The following is a 24,484-nucleotide window of genomic DNA, read 5'->3' as shown; positions in this document are numbered from 1 at the left end:
GTGAACCAAGCCGCAGACAGCGGCAGTCGTAGGCCGGTCACCACCGGCGAGAGGGGTCGGGTCACTGTGACCGCACCGATCGAGACCACCGCGGCGGCAACGGACGCGCAGCCAGAGGCTGTGCTCGCCGGAGTCGACAAGGGGCAGATCGAGGGCCGTTCCCTGGGACAGATCGCCTGGACGCGCTTCAAGCGTGACAAGGTGGCGGTCGCCGGCGGTGTCATCGTCGTACTGCTCATCCTGATGGCGATCCTCGCCCGGCCCCTCCAGTCGATGCTGGGGCTGGACCCGAACGCCTTCAACCAGGACCTGATCGACCCGAACACCTCGCTGCCCAAGGGCGACATGGGTGGCATGAGCGGTGCCCACCCGCTCGGTGTGGACCCGAAGTTCGGACGTGACATCGCCACCCGTGTCCTGGAGGGCTCCTGGGTGTCGCTGGTGGTCGCCTTCGGTGCCACCATCCTGTCGAACGTCATCGGCGCGATCCTCGGCGTCATCGCGGGTTACTACGGCGGGCGGGTCGACTCGATCATCAGCCGGCTGATGGACACGTTCCTCGCCTTCCCGCTGCTGCTGTTCGCCATCTCCATCTCCGCCACCCTGCAGGGCGGCGCGTTCGGTCTCAACGGACTGCCGCTGCACCTCGCCGTGCTCATCTTCGTGATCGGCTTCTTCAACTGGCCCTACCTCGGCCGGATCGTCCGAGGTCAGGCCATGGCCCTGCGGGAGCGCGAGTTCGTGGACGCCTCCCGCGGCATGGGAGCCAAGGCCCCGTACATCCTGTTCCGGGAGCTCATGCCCAACCTGGTCGGCCCGATCATCGTCTACTCGACGCTGCTCATCCCGACCAACATCCTCTTCGAGGCGTCCCTGAGCTTCCTCGGCGTCGGCATCCAGCCGCCGCAGGCGTCCTGGGGCGGCATGCTCCGCGAGGCGGTCACCTACTACCAGGTCGATCCCCAGTTCATGATCGTCCCGGGCCTCGCCATCTTCCTCACCGTCCTGGCGTTCAACCTGCTCGGTGACGGTCTCCGTGACGCTCTCGACCCGCGCAGTCGCTGACGACTGCCACCGAGAGACCGAAAAGTTTCCAACAATGGAGGGGAAAGCTCCCATCATGCGAAGGTCAGCGCTGGCCGCGATCGCGGCCATCGGCTCCGCCAGCCTGTTCCTCACGGGTTGCAGCAAGGCCGATGACAACAAGAACGACAACGGCACGAAGTCGGCCGGCGCCGACGCCGCGACCAAGGGCGTGGTGAACGCTTCGGACAAGAAGGGCGGGACGCTCACCTACGAGCTGTCCGACGTCCCGGACTCGTTCGACCCGGGCAACACGTACTACGCGTACATGTACAACCTGAGCCGTCTGTGGGCCCGCCCGCTGATGACCTTCCAGCCCGGCGCCGGCGAGAAGGGCAACACCCTCGTCCCGGACCTCGCGGCCGGCAAGGGTGTCCCGAGCGAGGGCGGCAAGGTCTGGACGTACAAGCTGCGTCCCGGCATGACCTACGAGGACGGCACGCCGATCACCTCGAAGGACGTCAAGTACGCCGTCGAGCGCTCCAACTTCGCGCGTGACGTGCTCTCCCTCGGCCCGAACTACTTCCAGCAGTTCATGGTCGGCGGCGACAAGTACAAGGGCCCCTACAAGGACAAGAGCGGCAAGGGCCTGTCCTCCATCGAGACGCCGGACGACACCACCATCGTCTTCCACCTGAAGCAGGCCTTCCAGGAGTTCGACTACCTGGTCGCCACGCCGCAGACGGCCCCGGTGCCGCAGGCGAAGGACACCGGCGTCGACTACGTCAAGAAGATCGTGTCCTCGGGCTCGTACAAGTTCGAGAGCTACGAGGAGGGCAAGCAGGCCGTCCTCGTCCGCAACGACAAGTGGGACGCGAAGACGGACCCGCTGCGCAAGCAGCTGCCGGACCGGATCGTCGTCAAGCTGAAGGTCAACGCCGAGACGATCGACAAGGACGTCCTCGCGGGCAACGCGATCGACCTCGGTGGCACGGGTGTCCAGGCCGCGACCCAGGCGCAGGCGCTCACCGACGCCTCGAAGAAGGCCAACACGGACAACACCTACGGTGGCCGTCTCGTCTACATGGCGATCAACACCACCGTGGCGCCGTTCGACAAGGTCGAGTGCCGCAAGGCCGTGCAGTACGCGATCGACAAGGTCTCGGTGCAGACCGCCGAGGGCGGCCCGATCCGCGGTGACATCGCCACCACGGTCCTCCCGCCGGACATCCCGGGCTACGAGAAGGCCGACGCCTACGCGTCCGCCGGCAACAAGGGTGACGCCGCCAAGGCCAAGGAGCAGCTGAAGGCCTGCGGCAAGGACAAGATCACCACCAACATCTCGGCCCGTTCGGACCGTCCGCAGGAGATCGACGCCGCCACGGCGATCATCAACTCGCTGAAGAGCGTCGGCATCACGGCCAACCTCAAGCAGTACCCGTCCGGTAAGTACTTCACCGACTACGCGGGTGTGCCGAAGTTCACCAAGAAGCAGAACATCGGCCTGGAGATGATGCAGTGGGGTGCCGACTGGCCCTCCGGCTACGGCTTCCTGCAGCAGATCCTGAACGGCAGCGCCATCGGCGAGTCCGGTAACACCAACCTGTCGCAGTACGACAACAAGGACGTCAACGCTCTGCTGGCGAAGGCGATCGGCACGCAGGACATGGCCGAGCGCAACAGCATCTACACGCAGATCGACAAGAAGACCATGGACGACGCCGTCCTCGTCCCGCTGACCTACTTCAAGGTCCTGCTGGCCCGCCCGACGAACTACACCAACCTGGTTTCCACGGCGGCCTTCAGCGGTCAGTACGACTACCTCAACATCGGCGTCGCGTCGAAGTAGCAGCCCCGGAAGGCAGGTGAAGGCATTGGTGCCCGTGGGCCGAGAGGCCCGCGGGCACCAGCGCCGATCCCCGTGATCTCGTACATCCTCCGCCGGACGTTCGCGGCAGTGATCCTGCTGCTGGTCGTCTCCGCGGTCACCTTCGCCATCTTCTTCCTGCTGCCACGGCTTGCCGGCCAGACAGCGGACCAGATGGCGCAGCAGTACATCGGCAAGAGTCCCTCAAAGGCGGACATCGCCGCTGTCAAGCACAACCTCGGTCTGGACCAGGCTGTCTACGTCCAGTACTGGCACTTCATCAAGGGGATCGTGGTCGGCGCCAACTACGACCTCGGCCCCACCACGGTGCACTGCGACGCACCCTGCTTCGGTTACTCCTTCAAGACGCACCAGGCAGTGTGGCCGGAGCTCACCTCCCGCCTTCCGATCACCTTCTCGCTCGCTGCGGGCGCCGCCGTGCTGTGGCTGGTCTCCGGTGTCGCGATCGGTGTCATCTCGGCGCTGAAGCCGCGCTCGCTCTTCGACCGCACCTTCATGGGCATCGCGCTCGCAGGTGTCTCGCTGCCCATGTTCTTCACGGGCAACCTGGCGATCCTGCTCTTCGTCTTCAACTGGCCGATCTTCGGGCGCGACTACGTCCCGTTCACCGAGAACCCCTCGCAGTGGGCCAACACCCTCATCCCGGCGTGGTGCTCGCTGGCACTGCTCTACTCCGCCATCTACGCGCGGCTCACCCGCTCGGGGATGCTGGAGACGATGAACGAGGACTTCATCCGCACGGCCCGTGCCAAGGGTCTGGGTGAGCGCACGGTCGTCGTGCGGCACGGTCTGCGGGCCGCCCTCACGCCGATCATCACCGTCTTCGGCATGGACATCGGTCTGCTGCTCGGCGGCGCCGTCATCACCGAGAGCGTCTTCTCGCTGCCCGGCATCGGCCAGTACGCGGTACAGGGCATCACCGACAACGACCTGCCCAAGATCCTCGGCGTGACCCTGCTCGCCGCGTTCTTCGTAGTCATCGCAAATCTTCTGGTGGACGTGCTCTACGCCGCTGCCGACCCGCGGGTGAGGCTCTCGTGACCGAACTCTCCAACACCAGTGCCGCAGTGGGCGAGCCCACCTCCGCCGGCACGGCGTCCGAGGCCTTCCTCCGGGTCCGTGACCTCAAGGTGCACTTCCCGACCGACGACGGTCTGGTCAAGTCCGTCGACGGGCTGACCTTCTCGCTGGAGAAGGGCCGCACCCTCGCCGTCGTCGGTGAGTCCGGCTCCGGCAAGTCGGTCACCTCGCAGGCCATCATGGGCCTGCACCGGCTGGGCACCCGCGGCAAGAACGTGCAGATGTCCGGTGAGATCTGGCTGGGCGGCAAGGAACTGGTCTCCGCCGCTCCGGACGAGGTGCGCAAGCTCCGCGGCCGCGAGATGGCGATGATCTTCCAGGACCCGCTGTCCGCGATGCACCCCTACTACACGATCGGCAACCAGATCGTGGAGGCCTACCGGGTGCACCACAAGGTCAGCAAGAAGGTCGCCCGCGCGCGGGCGATCGAGATGCTGGACCGGGTCGGCATCCCCGAGCCGGGCAAGCGCGTGGACAGCTACCCGCACGAGTTCTCCGGCGGTATGCGCCAGCGCGCCATGATCGCCATGGCGCTGGTGAACAACCCCGAGCTGCTCATCGCGGACGAGCCGACCACCGCCCTCGACGTGACCGTCCAGGCGCAGATCCTCGACCTGATCCGGGACCTGCAGAAGGAGTTCGGCTCCGCGGTCATCATGATCACCCACGACCTGGGTGTGGTCGCCGAGATCGCCGACGACGTCCTCGTGATGTACGGCGGCCGGTGCGTGGAGCGCGGTCCGCTGGCCGAGGTCTTCGAGAAGCCGCAGCACCCCTACACCTGGGGTCTGCTCGGCTCGATGCCCCGCATCGACCGCGAGACCTCGGAACGGCTCATCCCGGTCAAGGGCTCTCCGCCGAGCCTCATCAACGTCCCCTCGGGCTGCGCCTTCAACCCGCGCTGCCCGTACGCGGACCTCCCCAAGGGGAACGTCACCCGTACGGTGCGTCCCGAGCTCGAGCTGGCCGACGGCGGGCACTGGTCCGCCTGCCACCTCTCGACCGAGGACCGTACGCGGATCTGGACCGAAGAGATTGCGCCGAAGCTGTGAGTGAGACGAAGAAGACGGACGCAGGGGCCTCGGTCCCGCGGCAGGCGTCGGCTCCCGAGGACCGCGAGGTGCTGCTCCGGGTCGAGGGCCTGACCAAGCACTTCCCGATCAAGAAGGGCATCCTTCAGCGCCAGGTCGCGGCGGTGAAGGCGGTCGACGGCATCGACTTCGAGGTGCGCAAGGGCGAGACCCTGGGCGTCGTCGGCGAGTCGGGCTGCGGCAAGTCGACCATGGGCCGGGTCATCACCCGGCTCCAGGACCCGACCGGCGGCTCGATCCACTTCGAGGGCAGGGACATCACGCGGCTCAGCACCGCGAAGATGCGCCCGCTGCGCCGTGACATCCAGATGATCTTCCAGGATCCGTACGGTTCCCTCAACCCCCGCCACACCATCGGTTCGATCGTCTCGGCGCCCTTCCGGCTCCAGGGCGTCGAGCCCGAGGGCGGGGTCAAGAAGGAGGTCCAGCGGCTGCTGGAGCTCGTCGGCCTCAGCCCCGAGCACTACAACCGCTACCCGCACGAGTTCTCCGGCGGTCAGCGCCAGCGCATCGGCATCGCCCGCGCGCTCGCGCTGAAGCCGAAGCTCGTGGTGGCCGACGAGCCGGTCTCCGCGCTGGACGTGTCGATCCAGGCCCAGGTCGTCAACCTCATGGACGACCTCCAGCAGGAGCTGGGCCTGACGTACGTGATCATCGCGCACGACCTCTCGGTCGTCCGGCACGTGTCGGACCGGGTCGCGGTGATGTACCTCGGCAAGATGGTCGAGCTCGCCGACAGCACCAAGCTGTACGAGACGCCGATGCACCCGTACACCAAGGCGCTCATGTCGGCCGTGCCGGTGCCGGACCCGAACCGCCGGGGCGCGAAGAGCGACCGCATCCTGCTCAAGGGTGACGTTCCCTCCCCGATCAAGCCGCCGAGCGGCTGCCGGTTCCACACCCGGTGCTGGAAGGCCACGCAGGTCTGCAAGACGACCGAGCCGCTGCTCCTCGAGCTGAGGCCCGGTCAGCGCGTGGCCTGCCACCACCCGGAGGGCGCCCCGGACCAGGCTCCGCAGGACGTCGTCCTGCTCTCGGCCGCCCGGGAAGCGGCCGAGCTGGTGCCCGACGAGGTGACGGACAAGGCTCCGGCCGAGCCCGTCGCCACCGGTTCGGACAAGGCTCCGGCCGAGCCCGCCGCCGCCGAGGAGGCTGCCGTCACGGAGGAGCCCGCCGCCGAGAAGGCCGGCTCCGCGTCGGACTCCGCGGCCGCGGAAGCCGATCGTCAGGAGTCAACCGACCAGTAGGCCGTGACGACTTGGCAAAGTCATGAGCGTGTTCGAACGGGAGAGTGCAGAGTCCTGCGTGTCCGCCTGATCAGAAGTGATCGGTACACGTACGAAAGGGACGCTGATGGCACTCTCCCGTTCGGCACGTTTAGGGGCCCTCGCGACCGCGACGGCCTCCCTCCTTCTCGTCGCCGCCTCCTCCGCCCCCACCCCCGGTGCGGACGGCATCGGTGACACGTACTTCCCCCAGCTCGGCAACGGCGGCTTCGACGCCCGCCACTACGCCCTGGACGTGGCGTACGACCCCGGCACCGACCGCCTCGACGGCGTCACGACCCTCACCGCCCGCGCCACCCGCAACCTCTCCGCCTTCGACCTGGACCTCCAGAAGCTGGACGTCACGAGGATCGCGGTGAACGGCAGAACGGCCCGCTTCACGCGGGAGGGCGACGAGATCCACATCACCCCGCGGGGACCCCTGGCCAGGGGCAAGGACTTCACGGTGGCCGTCACCTACGGCGGAGTCCCCGAGGCCCTGAACGGACCGATCGTGTTCGGCTCCGACTACGGATGGATGAAGACCGCGGACGGCGTGTTCGTCGCCTGCGAGCCCAACGCCGCCTCCACCTGGTTCCCCTCCAGCGACCACCCGTCCGACAAGGCGACCTACGACATCCGCATCACGGCGCCCAAAGGCCTGACGGCGGTCTCCAACGGACGCCTGATATCCACCCGCGACAAGGGCGCGAACACGGTCACGCACTGGCGCGAGAGCCGGCCCATGGCCACCTATCTCGCCACGGCGACCATCGGGAAGTTCGACGTGAGGACCGGGAGGACCCCGGCCGGGACACCGATCTACGTGGCCGTCGACCCGGTGCTCGCGAACGGCAACAGCGTCGACGTGTACGCCGTCACCGCCGAGGCCACCGACTACTGGTCGCAGGTCTTCGGCCCGTACCCGTTCGAGGAGACCGGCGCCATCGTCGACGACATGCCCCAGGCGGGCTTCTCGCTGGAGGTCCAGTCGAAGCCCGCCTACTCGGCGGTGCGTTCGGAGTCGACCATCGTGCACGAGCTGGCCCACCAGTGGTTCGGCGACTCCGTCTCGGTGGAGCGCTGGAAGGACATCTGGCTGAACGAGGGCTTCGCGACCTACGCCCAGTGGCTGTGGGCCGAGCACAAGGGCGTCCGCTCGGCGCACGACTCCTTCCTCGCCGGGTACAACCAGCGGCCCGCGGACTCCGCCTTCTGGCAGACGAAGGTCGGCGACCCGCAGCGGGACACCATGTTCGCCTCGGCGGTCTACCAGCGGGGCGCGATGACGCTCCAGACGCTGCGCGAGCGCATCGGTGACGCCGCCTTCTTCAGGCTGCTGCCCGCCTGGACGAAGCTGCACCGGTACGGGAACGCGAACACCGCCCAGTTCATCGCCCTCGCCGAGAAGATCTCCGGGCAGCAGCTCGACGATCTCTTCCAGACCTGGCTGTTCACCACAGGCAAGCCCGCCCTCTAGACCTTCCTTCGTAAGGCGCACACCCCGCGACGGGTGAGAATGTGTGGGTGTTCCAGCATCTGTTCAACCCCTCCGTCCAGCACACGCTCGACCTGATCGGCATCTTCGTCTTCGCGATCTCCGGCTCCCTGCTGGCCGTCCGCAAGAACTTCGACGTCTTCGGGATAGCCGTCCTCGCGGAGATCACCGCGCTGGGCGGAGGGCTGCTGCGCGACATCATCATCGGTGCCGTACCCCCGGCGGCCTTCACCGACCTGGGGTACTTCACCACACCGCTCGTCGCCGCCCTCCTCGTGTTCTTCCTGCACCCGGAGGTGGAACGCATCCAGGTCGGCGTGAACGTCTTCGACGCGGCCGGGCTCGGACTGTTCTGCGTCACCGGCACCGTGAAGGCGTACGACTACGGGCTCGGCCTGACCGCCTCCGCCGCCCTCGGCCTCGCGACGGCCGTGGGCGGCGGCGTGCTGCGGGACGTCCTCGCCAACGAGGTCCCCTCCCTGCTGCGCTGGGACCGTGACCTCTACGCGGTCCCGGCGATGGTCGGCGCCACGATGGTGGTGCTCTGCATCCGCTACGACGCGCTCACCCCCCTCACCAGCGGCCTCGCCGTCGTCACCGCCTTCGTGCTGCGCCTGTTCGCGATGCGGTACCACTGGCGAGCTCCGCGCGCGTGGCACCGTCGCTCGACGGTGCGTGAGGAAGAGAGCTCCTGACCCGGTCGGCGTCGGCCGCCCGGTCGGCGCCGGCCGGGTCGCCGGTCGCGGGAGCGCGGCCGGACCCGGCGGCGCCCGTCCCGTCCGCCGCGCCCGACGTCCCGGAGTCGAGCTGCTCGGTCAGCCAGCGGAACACCTCCGGCACCTGGGGCCGCCACAGTCCCATGTCGTGGCCGCCCGCGCTGCGCGGCAGCAGCACCACCTCCACCCTCGTCGGCGGCTTCGCGACCGCCTGGACCGCGGCACCCGCCTGGTAGCCGTCGCCGGACTCGCCGGAGAAGTAGAGGGAGATCCGAGGGGGGACGCGGTCGGCTTGCAGCAACAGGCAGGGGTTGTTCCGGCGGCGCAGTTCGGGGTTGCGCCCGGCGAGCGAACTGCGTTCGCCCTTGGGGTCGTTGTAGCCGGACATGCTCACCGCGGCCCGGTAGCGGTCGGGATGGGCGACGGCCAGTTTGGTGGCGCAGTGCGCCCCGGCCGAGTAGCCGGCCGTGGCCCAGCCGTCCGGGGCGGACTCGGCCCGGAAGTTGTCCGTGACCATCCGCGGCACGTCGATGCTGAGCCAGCTGTCCGCGTTCACCGTTCCCGGGATGTTCGCGCAGCCGGTGTCCGCGCGGGCCAGCAGATTGGTGCGCGGCGCGACCAGGATGAACGGCGCGACGCGCCCGGCGAGCATCATCGGCCGCAGCTGCTCGTGCACGTGGGCGGATCCGAACCACGCCTTGGCGGAGCCGGGATACCCCGAGAACAGTTCCACCACGGGGAACTTCCGGTGCCGGTAGGCGGGCTCGTCGTACTGGGGCGGCAGCCAGACGTAGACCTCGGCGTTCACCCCCGACACCCGCCCTCTCAACTGGGTGATGCGCACACCGCCGGCCCGCCCCATGTGGGGTCCGTCGGCCGGCCGGAAGGTCTGCCGCACCCGGGGCAGGTCCTTCAGCGAGATGCCTCCGGTGCCGTCCGCGCCGAGGTCGGCGGCCCGCTGGACGTGGTTGCCGGTGCCGAGGAGGTCGGCCCAGTCGTCGTACAGGTTGTTGGCGTTGTTCACGAGGACGAACACGAGGCTGATCGCCGTTCCCTGGGCGAACAGCAGCATCAGAAGCCGGGCCGCGGCGCGCACCGGCGCCGGCCCGGACACCCGGGACCACAGGAGCAGGGGCAGCAGAAGGGCGACGGCGCACAGTACGAAGGAGGTCAGGAGGAACGTTGTCCCGGTGAGGCTCATATCCCATCAGAGGAGAACAGGGGCCGGTTGGTCACGGATGATTGAGGACACTTAACAAGAAATTGCCGAATCCTCACCTGGATGGCCGGAAGGCGACGGGGTGTCCGTGCGTCCGAAACGGTGAAAGCTACCGCTTAGTAATTTCCTGTTGTACGGTTCACGTATGGCAGAAGCAGCTTCGGTACAGGCCGTACGGGCCACGATCGGCGACAGCGAGTTCGACCGGGACACCGCCGTCACCCCGCGCGGGGCCGGCGTCTACGACGTCGACCTCTCCGCCGGGTGGACGATCATCAACGCCGTCAACGGCGGCTATCTGCTGGCCGTCCTCGGCCGGGCGCTCGCCGACGCCCTCCCGCACTCCGACCCGTTCACGGTCTCCGCGCACTACCTGACCGCGTCCCAGCCGGGCCCCGCGGTCGTCCGCACGGACGTCGTGCGCACCGGCCGGACGCTGTCGACCGGACAGGCGTCCCTCTTCCAGTACGACGACGAGGGCCGTGAGGTCGAGCGCATCCGCGTGCTCGCCTCGTACGGCGATCTCGACTCCCTGCCCGACGACGTCCGCACGACCGCGCTGCCGCCCGCGATCCCGCCCATGGACCAGTGCTTCGGTCCGCAGGACGCGCCCGCGCCGATCCCCGGCAGCTCGGCGATCACCGACCGGCTGTTCCTCAAGCTCGACCCCGCGACCCTCGGCTGGGCGCTCGGCGCGCCGTCCGGCAAGGGCGAGATGCGGTCCTGGTTCGGACTCGCCGACGGCCGGGACGCGGACCCCCTCTCCCTGCTCCTCGCGGTCGACGCCCTGCCGCCGACGGCCTTCGAGATCGGTCTCTCCGGCTGGGTGCCGACCGTCGAGCTGACCGTGCACGTGCGGTGCCGTCCGGCGCCCGGCCCGCTGCGCGTGTCGATCACCACCCGCAACCTCGCCGGGGGCTTCCTGGAGGAGGACGCGGAGGTCTGGGACAGCGCGGACCGTCTGGTCGCCCAGTCCCGCCAACTCGCCCGCGCCCGCCTCACCTGACCGGTCGCGGCTCCGCCCGGCCCTCCCGGCCGGCTCGTGCGACTCGCGCTCCGGAGCCGGCCGTGAGAGCGGCACGGGCCCGCCCGTGCCGCTCCCGGGGCTCCGGGAGCCGGCGGCCTCGGCTTCGCCCCCGGAAGCGCCGTCCCGTGCCCTCAGGCGGTCACCAGGGGGCGGCGGCCCATCCAGGCCGCCAGCCGGCCGTAGGCGTCGGCACCTTCGGGGACCGGCGCCACCGCGCCGAAGGGCAGCGCGGGGTCCTCGCGCCCCTCGTCGGGCAGCACGCGCTCGGCGATCGTGAGCGCGAACCCGGCCAGTTCCGGATCGAGTTCGAGGGGCCGGCCCAGTGCCTCCGAGAGGTCCCAGGTGTGCGTGACCGCCTCCATGACGTACCCGGCCAGCGCGATCCGGCCGGGGACCTCGCCCCAGGGCACCCGCACCACGGCGTCCAGCCGGGCGTCGTCCGCCCAGCCCGTGCGGACCAGCTCCCTGACCTCCTCGTACGCGGCGCTCCAGCCGTCGTCCGGCACACCGTCGGCGAACGGCCGCACCGCGAGCCCGTCGCCGCCCGCCCCGATCACGGCGATCCGCCGGGTGCCGCCGACCATGTGCGACAGCAACAGGCGCACGTCGAACTCGGTGCACGGAGTGGGGCCGTCCAACTGCTCCGGCCGCACGGTCGCGATCAGCGAGGCGATCTGCCCGGCGGCGCGGGCGTACAGGGGGCGGGGGTCCATGGCGTTCATGACGTACCTCTTCCGTGTCTCGGTGTGCCCCCACCCTCGGCGCATAACCTGACAGTTCCCGTCAACATTTGTGGACGGCTTCCGGTGGGCGCGATCCTGGGCGCGTGAAGTCCGACCGCCTGCTCTCGATCCTGCTGCTGCTCCAGACCCGGGGCCGCGTCCCGGCGCGCGAACTGGCCGACCGGCTGGAGGTGTCGGTGCGCACCGTCTACCGGGACATCGAGGCGCTGTCCGCCTCCGGAGTCCCCGTCTACGCCGAACGCGGGCGCCACGGCGGTATCGAGCTGCTCGCCGGATTCCGTACGGACGTCACGGGACTGACCGCGGACGAGTCGCGCTCGCTGTTCGTCCTGGCCGCGCAGGGCGCGCACGCCGCCCTCGGCCTGGACGCGGCGCTCGGCTCGGCGCTGCGCAAGGTGATGGCGGCACTGCCCGCCCCCTTCAGGCCCGCCGCCGAGGTCACCAGCCGACGGGTCCTCGTCGACGCCACGCGCTGGAAGGGCGGTCCCCGGCGGGCCGTGGACCTGGACGTGTTGCAGGACGCCGTCTTCTCCGACCGCAGGCTGCGGCTGCGCTACCGCCACGGCGGGGACGCCGAACCCCGTACGTACACCGTCGACCCCTACGGCCTCGTCTCCAAGGCCGGTGTCTGGTACCTGGTCGCCGACCGGCGCGGCGGGCCGCGGCTGTTCCGCGCCGACCGGGTCCGCTCGGCGACCCTCCTGCCGGATCCGGTGCGCCGCCGCCCGGGTGTCGAACTCGCCGACGTCTGGGAGGTGTTGCGCCGCCAGGTCGAGGAGCGGCCGGGGGGCGTCGACGTCACGGTCCGGGTACGGCGCTCCCGCCTCGACATGTTCCTGCGCCTCCACGCGGCCTCCCTCGCGCAGCTGCCCGAGGACGACGGCGCCGGTGAGTGGGTGACCGCGCGCCTGTGCCTCGGGTCGGTGCGCGAGACCCGCACGCTGCTGGCCTTCGGGGACGCGCTCGAGGTCCTCGCGCCGGCCGAGGCGCGGGAGGAGATGGCCGCGACGGCGGCGGCCGTCGGTGCGGTGTACGAGGGCGGTTGAGCCGCCGCGCTGGGCCGGCGCCGCACAGCAAGGCACAGCCCCGGCACAGCGTGGCCCTACGTGGATCTGGTGCTCTGGCTCCCGCCCGTCCGGCCGTCGTCGGCCGACCCACCTGATCCGACCGGGAGTTGCCCCATGAACCGTCGTGCACGACTCGTTCCCCTCGTCGCCCTTCTCGCGCTCTCGCCCCTCCTGGCGGCCTGCGGCTCCGGTGACACGTCGTCCTCGGACGGCAAGACCTCCGGGGGGCAGAACTGCACGCGTCCCTCCGGGATGCCGGGCGGTGCCTCCGGCCGCCCCACCGGTGCGCCGTCGGGCATGCCCACCGGGAAGGCGCCCTCCGGCATGCCGACCGGGAAGGCCCCGTCGGGCATGCCGACGGGGAAGGCTCCCTCGGGCATGCCGAGCGGCGCTCCCGGCGGAGGCGCGGGCGGCGGCCAGGGCGGCTGCGGGGGCGGCCCCGGCGGTCAGATGGGGCAGGGGCAGGGGCAGGGGCAGGGGCAGGGGCAGTCGGCCGCGCAGGGCTGACGCGCGATGAACCCCGCTTCCCCGTACGGCGGTGGTGACGCCGCGTACGCCGACAGGGCGCCGTGCGCGGGGGCCGGGACGGGGTGACGGCGCGGCGCGTCCGGGGAACGGGCGCGCCGCCGACCCGCGCCGACACACGGGCGCCGACGCCCCGGGAGGGGCCCCGCGCACGGCACGCTGTCGGCCGGTCTGCCGAGTCGGCAGACCGGACGGGCCGGCCGGTCAGCCGAGCCAGTGGCGGCGGCCGATGCTGATCAGCCGCATCTGTCGGCTCGCCATCCGGGCCACCCGTTCGCGTTCCGCCTCGGAGCCGTCCAGCGCCTCCAGGAACGCCGAGGCCGCCATCAGCATGTGATCGACGTACAGGCCCGCCAGCATCAGCAGATCGTCCTCGCTCCACCCCGCGTACTCGGGGTGCTCGGACAGTGCGTGCCCGACCTCCTCGGCGAACCGGGCCAGTTGCTCGCGGATCGCGTCCCGGACCGGCTGGACACCGCCGTGCCGCTCGCGCGCGATGAAGCGGACGTGCGCCGGGTGCGTCCCGACGTGACGGGCGATCAGCTCCACGGCACGGACGATGCGTTCGTCGCTGTCGCCGGCCGTGGAGACCGTGTCCTCGATCATCGGGTGCAGACTGCCGAGCGCCTCCTCGACCAGCGCCACGCCGAGATCCGCCGTCGAGCGGAAATGCCGGTAGAAGGCGGTCGGAGCGACTCCGACGGCACGGGTGACCTCGCGCAGCCCCAGGCTGCTCAGGCTCTGTTCCTCCAGAAGCCCCAACGCCGCGTCCAGCAGCGCCTGCCGGGTCTTCTGCTTCTGCGCCTGGCGGATGCCGAGAGTGTGACTCATGCCATGCAGTTAACAACTGTTCTCCGGAATTTTAAAGCCGTGAGCGCGCTAGACTCAAGAGTCAGTGAACAAGTGTTACTACAACCGTTCACCGAGTCGTCAAGTCCCGGAAACGGCGGGGCCTCACCGTTGAGGTCCCGGACGGACCGGGACCGGACTTCGAGACTTCTTCGAGAGGCATCTCATGCTGTTCCTCGTCGCCGCACTCCTGCTGCTCGGCGTCGTGATGGGCTCCGTGGCGCACGCGCCGCTGCCCGTCAGCCTCGTCGCCGCGGCCGTCATCGGCATCTGGCTGACCGTCTTCGCGCTGCGTGAGCGCGGCGCCCGCCGACGCCACCCCTCCGCCAACTGACCGTTGGTCCCGCACCTTTGCGACCGGCCGTTGGTCCCACCCTTCACCAACTGACCGTTGGGAGCTGACTCACGTCATGGAACTCACCGCGCGCACCACCGGCACGACCCGCACCGTCCGTACCTCCGGCACGATCCGCACGGCCGGAGCCGTCCGCACCATCGACGCCACCGAGACCGCCCGCGCCACCGAGACCGCTCGCGCCACGCGCCGGACCCGCGTCCAGGACGCGGACGGCATGGCCGTGGCCTCCTTCGTCCTCGGCCTGCTCGGCCTTCTCGTGCTGAACGTCTTCCTGGGCCCCGTCGCCATCGTCCTCGCCTCCGTCGCCCTCTGGCGCGGCACGGCCCGCCGGGGCCGCGCCTTCCTCGGCCTCGGCCTCGGGATCGCCGACCTGGCCGTCCTGATCGCCTTCATGCAGTTCGACAACACGGTGTCCTGGAGCTTCTGAGACGGCCGTGACGGCCGGGACTCCGGCCACGCCCGCGGCGAGCCGCGCCGGGCCACCGCACACGGGCCCGGCGCCGCGGGCGCGTCGTCACATCGCGCGAACCGGGCGGGCGGTCGTGCCCCCGGGGGCCGGACCGAGGGGGAGCGGGCCCGTAGAATCGAGCCCACCATGGCTTACCTCGACCACGCCGCGACCACCCCCATGCTTCCCGAGGCAGTAGAGGCTCTGACCGCCCGGCTGAGCGTCACGGGCAACGCCTCCTCCCTCCACGCCGCCGGCCGCACCGCACGGCGAGCGGTGGAGGAGGCCCGCGAGACCCTGGCGGAGGCCCTCGGCGCCCGCCCCAGCGAGGTGGTGTTCACCTCCGGTGGCACCGAGGCCGACAACCTCGCGGTGAAGGGCCTGTACTGGTCCCGCAGGGACGCCGATCCGGCCCGCACCCGCGTCCTCGCGAGCCCCGTCGAGCACCACGCCGTCCTCGACGCGGTCCACTGGCTCGGCGAGCACGAGGGCGCCACGGTCGACTACCTGCCCGTCGACGCGTACGGCCGTGTCCACCCCGGCGCCCTGCGCGAGGCCATCGCCCGCAACCCCGACGACGTCGCCCTCGTCACGGTCATGTGGGCCAACAACGAGATCGGCACCGTCATGCCGGTCCGTGAACTGGCGGACGTAGCGGCCGAGTTCGGCATCCCGTTGCACGCCGACGCGGTGCAGGCCTTCGGTCAGGTCCCCGTCGACTTCGCGGCCTCCGGTCTCGCCGCGATGACGGTGTCCGGCCACAAGATCGGCGGTCCCTACGGGATCGGCGCGCTGCTCCTGGGCCGCGAGTACAGCCCCGTGCCCGTGCTGCACGGCGGCGGCCAGGAGCGCCACGTCCGCTCCGGCACGCTCGACGTGCCCGCCGTCGCCGCCTTCGCGGTCGCCGGGCGGCTGGCCGCCGAGCGGCGGGAGCGGTTCGCCCACGAGATCGGCGCCCTGCGCGACGACCTGGCCGACGCCGTCGTCAAGGCCGTGCCCGACGCGATCCTCGGCGGCGACCCGGCCCCCGGTGGCCGGCTGCCCGCCAACGCGCACTTCACGTTCCCGGGCTGCGAGGGCGACTCGCTGCTCCTGCTGCTCGACGCGCAGGGCATCGAGTGCTCCACCGGCTCGGCCTGCACGGCGGGGGTGGCCCAGCCGAGCCATGTCCTCCTCGCCACCGGCACCGACCCGGACCTCGCCCGGGGCACCCTGCGCTTCTCGCTCGGCCACACCTCCACGCGGGCGGACGTCGACGCGGTGGCGCGGGCGATCGGCCCGGCGGTGGAGAGGGCACGCAGGGCGGGTCTCACCTGACCTCCGGCCGGTGAGGCCCGGTCCGTAAGGCTCCGGTCCGTAAGGCTCCGGGCCGGGAGGTTCGGGGCGTGAGGTCCGGAGCCTGGGGGCGGGACCGTCAGGCTCCGGGCGTGAGGTCCGGGGCGGAACCCGCAGCGGGATGCGCCGAGGCCGCGGGCGCGGACGGGCAGGCGCCGGGGCCGGAAGTCCGGACGGGGAGGCGCCGGGGCCGGGGAGTCGCCGTGACCGGACGCCGGGCGGCGGCGTCCGGGGCAGAGGGGCCTCGTCAGGCCGCCGCCGTCCGTGCCCGCCGTACGAGCCGTATGTACCGGTCCCAGTCCCAGTACCGTCCGGGGTCCGTGTGGTCCGTGCCCGGGACCTCGACGTGTCCGACGATGTGCTCGCGGTCCACGGGTATGCCGTACCGCCCGCATATCCCGGCCGTCAGCCGCGCCGAGGCCTCGTACATCGCGTCCGTGAACGACGAGGGGCGGTCGACGAAACCCTCGTGCTCGATGCCGACGCTGCGTTCGTTGTACGAGCGGTTGCCCGCGTGGAACGCCACGTCCAGCTCGCGGATCATCTGCGTGACATGACCGTCCCTGCGGACCACGTAGTGGGCGGCCGCTCCGTGCTTCGGGTCCTGGAAGACCTTCACCGCGCTCGCGAAGCTGCCCTGGGTGACATGGACGACCACGCGGTCGATCGTGTAGTCGTCGGGACGGTCGGCCCGCCGCCAGTTCGCCGCCGAGGCCTCCACCCACTGCGCGCCCCGGAAGTCCACCGCCCCCGCGACGCGCGGCTTCTCCACACCCGGCAGCCGCCACCACAGGTGCGACAGCTCCTCGCGGGCGAGTCCGGCCGCGCCCACGGCGGCCGCCAGACCGCCGACGATCAGCACCCGGCGGCCGACCGGCCTGTCGCCGTCCCCGGCTCCCGCTCCCCGGCTCAGTGGCCCGCCGGGCTTCCCCTTTTTCGCCCCCATGCGATCTTCAACGGATACTCGCGGGTCCCGGTTCCCGCGGCCCCGTACCCTGGAGGGGTTATGACTGACACCTCGCAGCGCCCCCTCCGCGTCCTCGCCGCCATGTCGGGCGGAGTGGACTCCGCCGTAGCCGCCGCCCGTGCCGCCGAGGCCGGGCACGACGTGACGGGTGTGCACCTCGCCCTCTCGGCGAACCCGCAGTCGTTCCGGACCGGCGCGCGCGGCTGCTGCACCATCGAGGACTCGCGCGACGCCCGCCGGGCCGCCGACGTCATCGGCATCCCGTTCTACGTCTGGGACCTCGCCGAGCGCTTCCGCGAGGACGTCGTCGAGGACTTCGTCGCCGAGTACGAGGCCGGCCGCACCCCGAACCCGTGCCTGCGCTGCAACGAGAAGATCAAGTTCGCCGCCCTGCTGGACAAGGCGCTCGCGCTCGGCTTCGACGCGGTCTGCACCGGCCACTACGCCCAGGTGATCGTCCGGGAGGACGGCACGCGCGAGCTGCACCGGGCCTCCGACATGGCCAAGGACCAGTCGTACGTCCTCGGCGTCCTGGACGACCGCCAGCTCGCCCACGCGCTGTTCCCGCTCGGCGACACGGTCACCACCAAGGACGAGATCCGCGCCGAGGCCGAGCGCCGGGGCCTGGCCGTCGCCAAGAAGCCGGACTCGCACGACATCTGCTTCATCGCCGACGGCGACACCCAGGGCTTCCTCGCGAGCCGGCTCGGCAAGGCCGAGGGCGACATCGTCGACGAGACCGGCGCCAAGGTCGGCACCCACGAGGGCGCGTACGGCTTCACGATCGGCCAGCGCAAGGGACTGCGCATCGGCACCCCGGCCGCCGACGGCAAGCCCCGCTACGTCCTCGACATCTCACCGGTGAACAACACGGTCACGGTCGGCCCGGCCGCCTCCCTGGACGTGTCCGCGCTGACCGCGATCAAGCCCCGCTGGTGCGGCGCCGCCCCGGAGGGCCCCGGCACCTACACCGCCCAGCTGCGCGCCCACGGCGGCGAGACCGAGGTGAGCGCCGGCATGGTCGACGGCGAGCTGCGGGTCACCTTCACCGAGCCGGTCCGCGGTGTCGCCCCCGGCCAGGCCATCGTCCTGTACGACGGCACCCGCGTGGTGGGCTCGGCGACGATCGCGACGACCACGCGCGCGACGGCGGACGCCTAGACCGGCCGGCGCGGCCGGCGCGCGAGGGATTCCCGTGGCCGGCCCGGCGGGTCCGTGAGGGACCCCGGTGAGCGCCCCCGGGCCGGGGCCCGTCTAGCCGCCCGTGCCGAAGAACTCCGCCAGCACCGGCGCGAGCACCTGGGGATCCACCACGTGGGTCTGCCCCTCCAGCGTGCGGTACGAGCCGTTCGGCGCCGCCTGAGCGATGCTCCACGCCGCCTCGCGCATCCACGCGGGGCTCGCGTCACCGGCGACCGACAGCAGGGGCACGGAGAGCGCGGCCAGCCGTTCGCGGGGCACCCGGTTCTCGCCCATCGCGGCGTCGTCGTACGCCAGGGTCGGTGCGATGGCCTCCATACCGGGCCAGGCGTGGGACATGCGCACTCCGGCGATCATCTCCGGGGGCGTGCCCACGTGGGTCAGGAACAGCTCCACCGCGTCGCTGTGCCGGCCCTGGCCGAGCAGTTCCGCCAGCCGTCCGGTGTACTCCGCCCGTTGCTTGCCCGCGATCTCGTCGACGGCGAACGGCGTCTCGTAGACGGCGACCTCACGGACGGGCAGTCCGCTCATGGCCGCCTCCAGGGCCAGCGCGCCGCCCGACGAGATGCCGTAGAGGGCCGCGCCGCCCCCGAAGGTGTCGATCAGCGCCGCGATGTCCTCGACCTCCCGGGCCACCGCGAAGGGAGCGGTGTCCCCGCTGTCGCCGCGGCCCCGCCGGTCGTAGGTGACGGCGCCGAAGCGGTCGGAGAGGGCCTCGGCGAGGGGCGCGAGCGTGGCGCCCGTGCACATGGCGCCGCCGACCAGGACGACCGTCGGGCCGTCACCGTGGCGTTCGTACGCGATGGGGGTCCCGTCGCGCGAGATGGTCTTCTTGTCCATGTCTGTAGAGACTGCCGGGCGCACGGGAACTCATCGCGTCACCACGCCCGCGCCCGCCCGGATCTCAGGACACGTCGGCCTCGTAGAAGCACAGGTGGTCCTTGATCTCGGCGACGTCGGGCTTCGGATCGGGATAGGCCCACACGAGATCGGCCGCTCCGGGACGCGACCAGTAGGACGCGGTGCCCTTGAACGGGCAGTACGTGTGGGTGTCGGAGGGCGTCAGCAGGTCCAGACGGACGTCCTCGGGCGGGAGGTAGTAGCGCACCGGACAGCCCGTCTCGCGCAGCACCAGGGGGCGGTCGCTCTCCGCCAGGACCTGGCCGTCGTGCGTGACGCGGACGTGCCGCGTGCCCTGCTCGATGGTGATCGTGTGTCCTTCAGCCATGTACGGAAAGCGCTCGCGGGCCCCGATTCGTTCCCGCGTACGGTGAGGGCATGAACATCTGCGTCTTCCTCTCCGCCGCCGACCTCGACGACCGCTACACGCGCCCCGCCCGGGAGTTCGCCGAACTCCTCGGCAAGGGTGGCCACACGCTCGTGTGGGGCGGCTCCGACGTCGGACTGATGAAGGTCGTCGCCGACGGGGTGCAGGAGGCGGGCGGACGGCTGGTCGGCGTCTCCGTGGACTTCCTGTCCGACAGGGCCCGTCCGGGTGCCGACGAGATGGTCGTCGCCCGTGACCTGGCCGAACGCAAGGCGCTGCTCCTGGCGAAGGCCGACGCGGTGGTCGTCATGGTCGGCGGCACCGGCACCCTCGACGAGGCGACCGAGATCCTGGAGCTGAAGAAGCACGGGAAGACCGAGAAGCCGGTGGTCCTGCTCAACACGGCCGGCTTCTACGACGGCCTCAAGGAGCAGTTCCGGCGGATGGACGCCGAGGGCTTCCTGCCGCGTCCGCTCACCGACCTGGTGTTCTTCGCCGAGGAGCCGGTGGGCGCGCTGGCCTACCTGGAGGAGAGCGTCGGCATCCGCTGAGGCACCGGCCTCCCGCCCGGGGACGGGACCCGGGGCGGGATTCGGAGAGGGGATCCGGAGACGGGACCCAGGGACGGGATCCGGGGACGGGACCCAGGGACGGGATCCGGGGACGGGGGCACCCGTCAGGGCCGGGTCCCGTGCCCGCCGGGCGTCCGCGCGCGGTTCGAGACCGGCCCCCGGTGATGCGAGCATGGCGTCCATGCCTACACATGTGATCACCGGGGCCGGTTCCGGCATCGGCGCGGCCGTCGCCCGCCGTCTGCACGCGCGAGGGGACGAACTCGTGCTCCACGCGCGCGACGCCGGCCGCGCGAAGGACCTGGCCGCCGCGTTCCCCGGGGCGAAGACCCTGGTGGGCGACCTGGCGGACCCCGACAAGCTCTCCTGGGCGTTCTCGCACCAGGCGCTCCCCGGCCACGTCGACTCCCTGCTGCACATCGCGGGCGTGGTCGACCTCGGACCGGTCGGCGAACTGACCCCGAAGGCCTGGCGCCACCAGCTCAACGTCAACCTGATCGCCCCCGCCGAGCTGACCCGCCACTTCCTGCCCCAGCTCCGCCTCGCCCAGGGCCACGTGGTCTTCGTGAACTCCGGCGCCGGTCTGAACGCCCACGCCGACTGGTCCGCCTACGCCGCCTCCAAGCACGGGCTGAAGGCCCTCGCCGACTCCCTGCGCCACGAGGAGCACGCGGCCGGGGTCCGGGTGACCTCCGTCTACCCCGGCCGCACGGCGAGCCCCATGCAGGCCAAGGTGCACCAGCAGGAGGGCAAGGAGTACGACGCCTCGCGGTGGATCGACCCGGAGTCGGTGGCGACGACGATCGTGATGGCGCTCGACCTGCCCCGGGACGCCGAGGTCAACGATCTGACGGTGCGCCCGGGACGCTGATCCGCCCGCCGGATTCCGTAGGCTTCCGGGGTGAGCGAAAACAGCGAGTTCAGGTTCGGCGCCGCCACCGGGGTCGGCTCCATGCCGGGCGGTGACGCGCGGGAGGCCGCCAAGACCGTCACCGGTTCCTTCGAGGACTTCCCCTTCCTCGCCGAACTGCCCGCGCGCGGGCCCGGGGCGGACATGATCGGCCGGACCGCGGGGATGCTCGTCGAGCTGTACGCGCGCGTGGAGCCCAGCGGCTGGCGCTTCGGGGACCGGCCGGGCCGGGACACCAAGCGGGCCAGGTCGTGGCTGGGGGAGGACCTCGACGCCCTGGAGGAGTTCACCCAGGGGTACGCGGGCCCCCTCAAGGTGCAGGCCGTCGGTCCCTGGACCCTGGCGGCCGCGCTGGAGCTGCGGAACGGCGAGTCCGCCCTCTCCGACCCGGGCGCCTGCCGCGACCTCGCCGGATCGCTCGCCGAGGGGCTGCGCCTGCACCTCGACGAGGTCCGCCGGCGGGTGCCCGGGGCCGAGGTCGTCCTACAGCTCGACGAACCCTCCCTGGTCGCCGTGCTCTGCGGCCGGGTACCCACCGCCAGCGGCTACCGCACCCACCGCGCGGTGGACCGCCAGATCGTGGAGGCCACCCTCCGGGACGTCATCGGGGTGAACGGCGGCGGCCCCGTCGTCGTCCACAGCTGCGCGCCGGACGTCCCCTTCGCCCTGCTGCGCCGGGCGGGCGCGGCGGCCGTCTCGTTCGACTTCTCCCTCCTCACCGAACGTGACGACGACGCGATCGGGGAAGCGGTCGAGGGCGGTACCCGGCTGTTCGCCGGTGTCGTCCCCGGCACGGACGTCCCATTGTCGGACCCTGCCGGTAGCGTCATGGGTGTCAGGACGTTGTGGCGCAGGCTGGGACTGCGGCCGGGTCTGCTCGCGGAGGCGGTCACGCTCACTCCGTCGTGCGGACTCGCGGGGGCCTCCCCCGACTTCGCGCGCAGGGCGCTGGCCCACTGCGTCCGGGCGGCGAGATCCCTCGCGGACAACCCAGAGTAACGGGAGGACACAACGGTGGCCGGCGACATGCACGCAGAGCCCACATCGGTACCCGCCGAGGCACGGGAGCGGCACGCGCGGCTCGCCGAGCAGGTCGAGGAGCACCGGGTCCGGTACTACGCGGAGGCCGATCCCGTCATCAGCGACGCGGAGTTCGACACCCTCCTGCGTTCTCTCGAAGCGTTGGAGGACGAGTACCCGGAGCTGCGGACACCGGACTCGCCGACCCAGAAGGTCGCCGTCGAGTACGAGACCGACCTCGCCAAGGTCGAGCACCGCGAGCGCATGCTCTCCCTCGACAACGTCTTCGACGACGCAGGGCTCGCCCTCTGGGCCAGTCGTGTGGCCAAGGACGTGGGCTCGTCGGACTACCACTTCCTGTGCGAACTCAAGGTCGACGGTCTGGCCGTGAACCTGACGTACGAGGACGGCAGACTCACCCGCGCGGCCACCCGGGGCACCGGCCGGACCGGCGAGGACATCACGCCCAACGTCATGACGATCGCGGAGATCCCGCACCGCCTGAAGGGCGATCACGTTCCCCGGCTCGTAGAGATCCGGGGCGAGGTCTACTTCCCGATGGAGGCGTTCGAGGGGCTCAACGCCCGTCGTGTGGAGGCTGGGGAAAAGCCGTACGCCAACCCCCGGAACTCGGCTGCGGGTTCACTGCGCCAGAAGGATCCCAAGGTCACCGCGACACTGCCGCTCCACATGGTCGTCCACGGCATCGGTGCCCTTGAGGGGTTCGAGGGGCTCGGGCGGCTCTCCGAGGCGTACAGCCTGCTGAACTCCTGGGGACTGCCCACCACGCGGTACGCCAAGGTAGTCGACGACCTTGACGAGGTAAGGGAGTTCATCGCGCACTACGGAGAGAACCGCCACTCCGTGGAGCACGAGATCGACGGGGTCGTCGTCAAGCTCGACGAGATCCCCCTCCAGGGGCGGCTCGGCTCCACCGCGCGCGCACCCCGCTGGGCGATCGCCTGGAAGTACGCGCCCGAGGAGGTCAACACCAAGCTCGTCAACATCCGTGTCGGCGTGGGCCGTACGGGCCGGGTCACTCCGTACGCGCAGGTCGAACCGGTCACGGTCGCGGGCTCCGAGGTCGAGTTCGCCACCCTGCACAACCAGGACGTGGTGAAGGCCAAGGGCGTGCTCATCGGGGACACGGTGGTGCTGCGCAAGGCCGGTGACGTCATCCCCGAGATCCTCGGTCCGGTCGCCAGCCTGCGTGACGGCACCGAGCGGGAGTTCGTGATGCCGGCCGAGTGCCCTGAGTGCGGTACGGCCCTGAAGCCGATGAAGGAGGGCGACGTGGACCTGCGCTGCCCGAACGGTCGTTCCTGCCCGGCCCAGTTGAGAGAACGGGTCTCCTATCTCGCAGGCAGGGAATGTCTCGAAATCGACCATTTCGGCGATGTGGCCGCAGCGGCGCTGACCCGTCCGCTGGCGCCCACGGCCCCGCCCCTCGTCGACGAGGGCGACCTCTTCGACCTCACGATCGAGCAGTTGCTCCCCATCAAGGCGTACGTTCTCGACCAAGCCAGCGGCCTGCCCAAGAGGGATCCCGAGACCGGTGAGGAGAAGATCGTCACGGTCTTCGCCAACCAGAAGGGCGAGCCGAAGAAGAACGCGCTTGCCATGCTGGACAAGATCGCCGAGGCGAAGAGCCGTCCGCTCGCCCGTTTCATCAACGGACTCTCCATCAGGCACGTGGGTCCGGTGGCCGCCGAGGCGCTGGCGCGCGAGTTCCGTTCCATCGACCGCATCGAGCAGGCCACCGAGGTGGAACTCGCGGCGGTCGACGGGGTCGGCGGGATCATCGCGACCTCGCTCAAGGAGTGGTTCGCCGAGGACTGGCACCGCGAGATCATCCGCAAGTGGAGGGCGGCCGGCGTCCGGATGGAGGACGAGGGTGCGGGCGAGGACGAGGGGCCGCGTCCGCTCGAAGGCCTCACCGTGGTGGTCACGGGCACGCTCGAACACCACACGCGGGACGGGGCGAAGGAGGAGTTGCAGAGCCGTGGAGCAAAGGTGACCGGTTCTGTTTCGAAGAAGACATCTTTCGTTGTAGTAGGTGACAATCCCGGCTCGAAGTATGAAAAGGCGATGCAGTTGAAGGTTCCGGTCCTGAACGAGGAGGGCTTCTCCGTCCTGCTCGGGCAGGGGCCGGAGGCGGCGGCGGAAGTCGCGCTTCCGGTCGAGGAATAGCGGCTGAAGACCACCCGTTCGGCGCATATCGGCGGCATACGGGTGGCTGGGTCGTAAACGGGCAACCGTCGACGACCGCTGCCCGTGGGAGCCTTCCGCGGCCTACTGTTGACGTGTGCGCCCACCGTGTCCGGCCTCGGTCGGCGCATCCCCCGCTCGCCACGAGCCGGGGGAAGGGTTTTCCGACGCGGCACCGTTGGCAGTCGTCGCCGGCAACGGATCGCGT

Annotated in this window: 24 protein-coding genes; 18 read left to right on the top strand and 6 right to left on the bottom strand. The window is 70.9% G+C overall.

Annotated features, from left to right (window positions below; translation table 11 throughout):
• Positions 1 to 66: 66 nt before the first annotated feature.
• The 7 genes from CW362_RS18070 to CW362_RS18040 all read left to right on the top strand — a co-directional run bounded on the left by CW362_RS18070 (position 67) and on the right by CW362_RS18040 (position 8,540).
• Entirely contained in the window at positions 67 to 1,065 is a 999-nt protein-coding gene (locus CW362_RS18070; RefSeq protein WP_103550521.1) for an ABC transporter permease, read from the top strand.
• A 55-nt stretch (positions 1,066 to 1,120) separates the two neighbouring features.
• Positions 1,121 to 2,872 carry an ABC transporter substrate-binding protein gene (locus CW362_RS18065; protein ID WP_446459444.1) on the top strand — a complete coding sequence of 584 codons (1,752 nt, stop codon included), beginning with the start codon at positions 1,121 to 1,123 and terminating at the stop codon, positions 2,870 to 2,872.
• 72 nt (positions 2,873 to 2,944) lie between these two features.
• Complete coding sequence (locus CW362_RS18060; protein ID WP_103550519.1) at positions 2,945 to 3,952, top strand: ABC transporter permease; 1,008 nt, start codon at positions 2,945 to 2,947, stop codon at positions 3,950 to 3,952.
• Positions 3,949 to 5,043: an ABC transporter ATP-binding protein gene (locus CW362_RS18055; protein WP_103550518.1), complete on the top strand. Its 1,095-nt coding sequence runs from the start codon at positions 3,949 to 3,951 to the stop codon at positions 5,041 to 5,043. The genes CW362_RS18060 and CW362_RS18055 overlap by 4 nt, the downstream gene beginning before the upstream one ends.
• On the top strand, positions 5,040 to 6,329 hold the full coding sequence (locus CW362_RS18050) for an ABC transporter ATP-binding protein (protein ID WP_103550517.1): 1,290 nt from the start codon (positions 5,040 to 5,042) through the stop codon (positions 6,327 to 6,329). The genes CW362_RS18055 and CW362_RS18050 overlap by 4 nt, the downstream gene beginning before the upstream one ends.
• A 106-nt stretch (positions 6,330 to 6,435) precedes the next feature.
• Positions 6,436 to 7,827 (top strand): M1 family metallopeptidase, encoded by a 1,392-nt coding sequence (locus tag CW362_RS18045; protein ID WP_103550516.1) that lies wholly within the window; start codon positions 6,436 to 6,438, stop codon positions 7,825 to 7,827.
• Positions 7,828 to 7,874: 47 nt separating this feature from the next.
• A complete protein-coding gene (locus CW362_RS18040; RefSeq protein ID WP_103550526.1) occupies positions 7,875 to 8,540 on the top strand; it encodes a trimeric intracellular cation channel family protein in 666 nt (221 codons plus the stop codon).
• On the opposite strand, the gene CW362_RS18035 is transcribed toward CW362_RS18040, so the two are convergent.
• Positions 8,440 to 9,762, bottom strand: a complete 1,323-nt coding sequence (locus tag CW362_RS18035; RefSeq protein ID WP_103550515.1) for an alpha/beta hydrolase — start codon at positions 9,760 to 9,762, stop codon at positions 8,440 to 8,442. The genes CW362_RS18040 and CW362_RS18035 overlap by 101 nt on opposite strands.
• Before the next feature lie 163 nt (positions 9,763 to 9,925).
• On the opposite strand from CW362_RS18035, the gene CW362_RS18030 reads away from it, so the two are divergent.
• The gene (locus CW362_RS18030; RefSeq protein WP_103550514.1) at positions 9,926 to 10,786 is read left to right on the top strand and encodes a thioesterase family protein; all 861 of its coding nucleotides are present in this window, start codon (positions 9,926 to 9,928) and stop codon (positions 10,784 to 10,786) included.
• A gap of 152 nt (positions 10,787 to 10,938) precedes the next feature.
• Here CW362_RS18030 and CW362_RS18025 read toward each other — a convergent pair whose 3' ends face one another.
• A complete protein-coding gene (locus CW362_RS18025; protein WP_103550513.1) occupies positions 10,939 to 11,529 on the bottom strand; it encodes a TIGR03086 family metal-binding protein in 591 nt (196 codons plus the stop codon).
• Positions 11,530 to 11,633: 104 nt separating this feature from the next.
• Here CW362_RS18025 and CW362_RS18020 point away from each other — a divergent pair, with 104 nt between their 5' ends.
• Both CW362_RS18020 and CW362_RS18015 read left to right on the top strand, forming a co-directional pair.
• Positions 11,634 to 12,596, top strand: coding sequence for a helix-turn-helix transcriptional regulator (locus tag CW362_RS18020; RefSeq protein ID WP_103550512.1), 963 nt, complete (start codon positions 11,634 to 11,636; stop codon positions 12,594 to 12,596).
• A 135-nt stretch (positions 12,597 to 12,731) separates the two neighbouring features.
• Positions 12,732 to 13,124, top strand: a complete 393-nt coding sequence (locus tag CW362_RS18015) for a hypothetical protein (RefSeq protein WP_103550511.1) — start codon at positions 12,732 to 12,734, stop codon at positions 13,122 to 13,124.
• 222 nt (positions 13,125 to 13,346) lie between these two features.
• Here the strand turns inward: CW362_RS18015 and CW362_RS18010 are convergent, their stop codons facing one another.
• The gene (locus tag CW362_RS18010) at positions 13,347 to 13,973 is read right to left on the bottom strand and encodes a TetR family transcriptional regulator (protein WP_103550510.1); all 627 of its coding nucleotides are present in this window, start codon (positions 13,971 to 13,973) and stop codon (positions 13,347 to 13,349) included.
• Positions 13,974 to 14,157: 184 nt separating this feature from the next.
• On the opposite strand from CW362_RS18010, the gene CW362_RS43790 reads away from it, so the two are divergent.
• The 3 genes from CW362_RS43790 to CW362_RS18000 all read left to right on the top strand — a co-directional run bounded on the left by CW362_RS43790 (position 14,158) and on the right by CW362_RS18000 (position 16,114).
• Positions 14,158 to 14,325 carry a hypothetical protein gene (locus CW362_RS43790; protein WP_167455623.1) on the top strand — a complete coding sequence of 56 codons (168 nt, stop codon included), beginning with the start codon at positions 14,158 to 14,160 and terminating at the stop codon, positions 14,323 to 14,325.
• A 238-nt stretch (positions 14,326 to 14,563) separates the two neighbouring features.
• Complete coding sequence (locus tag CW362_RS18005; protein WP_162684116.1) at positions 14,564 to 14,776, top strand: DUF4190 domain-containing protein; 213 nt, start codon at positions 14,564 to 14,566, stop codon at positions 14,774 to 14,776.
• A 168-nt stretch (positions 14,777 to 14,944) separates the two neighbouring features.
• Positions 14,945 to 16,114 (top strand): cysteine desulfurase family protein, encoded by a 1,170-nt coding sequence (locus tag CW362_RS18000; protein ID WP_103550509.1) that lies wholly within the window; start codon positions 14,945 to 14,947, stop codon positions 16,112 to 16,114.
• Positions 16,115 to 16,379: 265 nt separating this feature from the next.
• Here CW362_RS18000 and CW362_RS17995 read toward each other — a convergent pair whose 3' ends face one another.
• On the bottom strand, positions 16,380 to 17,078 hold the full coding sequence (locus CW362_RS17995; RefSeq protein ID WP_103550508.1) for an N-acetylmuramoyl-L-alanine amidase: 699 nt from the start codon (positions 17,076 to 17,078) through the stop codon (positions 16,380 to 16,382).
• A 60-nt stretch (positions 17,079 to 17,138) separates the two neighbouring features.
• Between CW362_RS17995 and mnmA the strand changes: the two genes are divergently transcribed.
• Positions 17,139 to 18,260, top strand: coding sequence for a tRNA 2-thiouridine(34) synthase MnmA (gene mnmA, locus CW362_RS17990; RefSeq protein WP_103550507.1), 1,122 nt, complete (start codon positions 17,139 to 17,141; stop codon positions 18,258 to 18,260).
• A 93-nt stretch (positions 18,261 to 18,353) separates the two neighbouring features.
• Here mnmA and CW362_RS17985 read toward each other — a convergent pair whose 3' ends face one another.
• Together CW362_RS17985 and CW362_RS17980 are read right to left on the bottom strand one after the other, a co-directional pair.
• Positions 18,354 to 19,139, bottom strand: coding sequence for an alpha/beta fold hydrolase (locus CW362_RS17985; protein ID WP_103550506.1), 786 nt, complete (start codon positions 19,137 to 19,139; stop codon positions 18,354 to 18,356).
• 64 nt (positions 19,140 to 19,203) lie between these two features.
• Positions 19,204 to 19,527 (bottom strand): DUF427 domain-containing protein, encoded by a 324-nt coding sequence (locus CW362_RS17980; RefSeq protein ID WP_103550505.1) that lies wholly within the window; start codon positions 19,525 to 19,527, stop codon positions 19,204 to 19,206.
• 50 nt (positions 19,528 to 19,577) lie between these two features.
• Between CW362_RS17980 and CW362_RS17975 the strand changes: the two genes are divergently transcribed.
• From CW362_RS17975 to ligA, 4 genes are all read left to right on the top strand, one after another.
• Complete coding sequence (locus CW362_RS17975) at positions 19,578 to 20,117, top strand: LOG family protein (RefSeq protein ID WP_103550504.1); 540 nt, start codon at positions 19,578 to 19,580, stop codon at positions 20,115 to 20,117.
• A gap of 193 nt (positions 20,118 to 20,310) precedes the next feature.
• Entirely contained in the window at positions 20,311 to 21,009 is a 699-nt protein-coding gene (locus CW362_RS17970; protein WP_103550503.1) for an SDR family oxidoreductase, read from the top strand.
• Between the two features lie 30 nt (positions 21,010 to 21,039).
• A complete protein-coding gene (locus tag CW362_RS17965; protein WP_162684115.1) occupies positions 21,040 to 22,047 on the top strand; it encodes a methionine synthase in 1,008 nt (335 codons plus the stop codon).
• A 15-nt stretch (positions 22,048 to 22,062) separates the two neighbouring features.
• Complete coding sequence (gene ligA, locus CW362_RS17960) at positions 22,063 to 24,258, top strand: NAD-dependent DNA ligase LigA (protein ID WP_103550502.1); 2,196 nt, start codon at positions 22,063 to 22,065, stop codon at positions 24,256 to 24,258.
• Positions 24,259 to 24,484: the final 226 nt, after the last annotated feature.

The sequence above is a fragment of the Streptomyces populi genome, assembly GCF_002911015.1.
Lineage (GTDB): Bacteria > Actinomycetota > Actinomycetes > Streptomycetales > Streptomycetaceae > Streptomyces > Streptomyces populi.
This window is presented reverse-complemented; position numbering and strand designations above follow the sequence as displayed.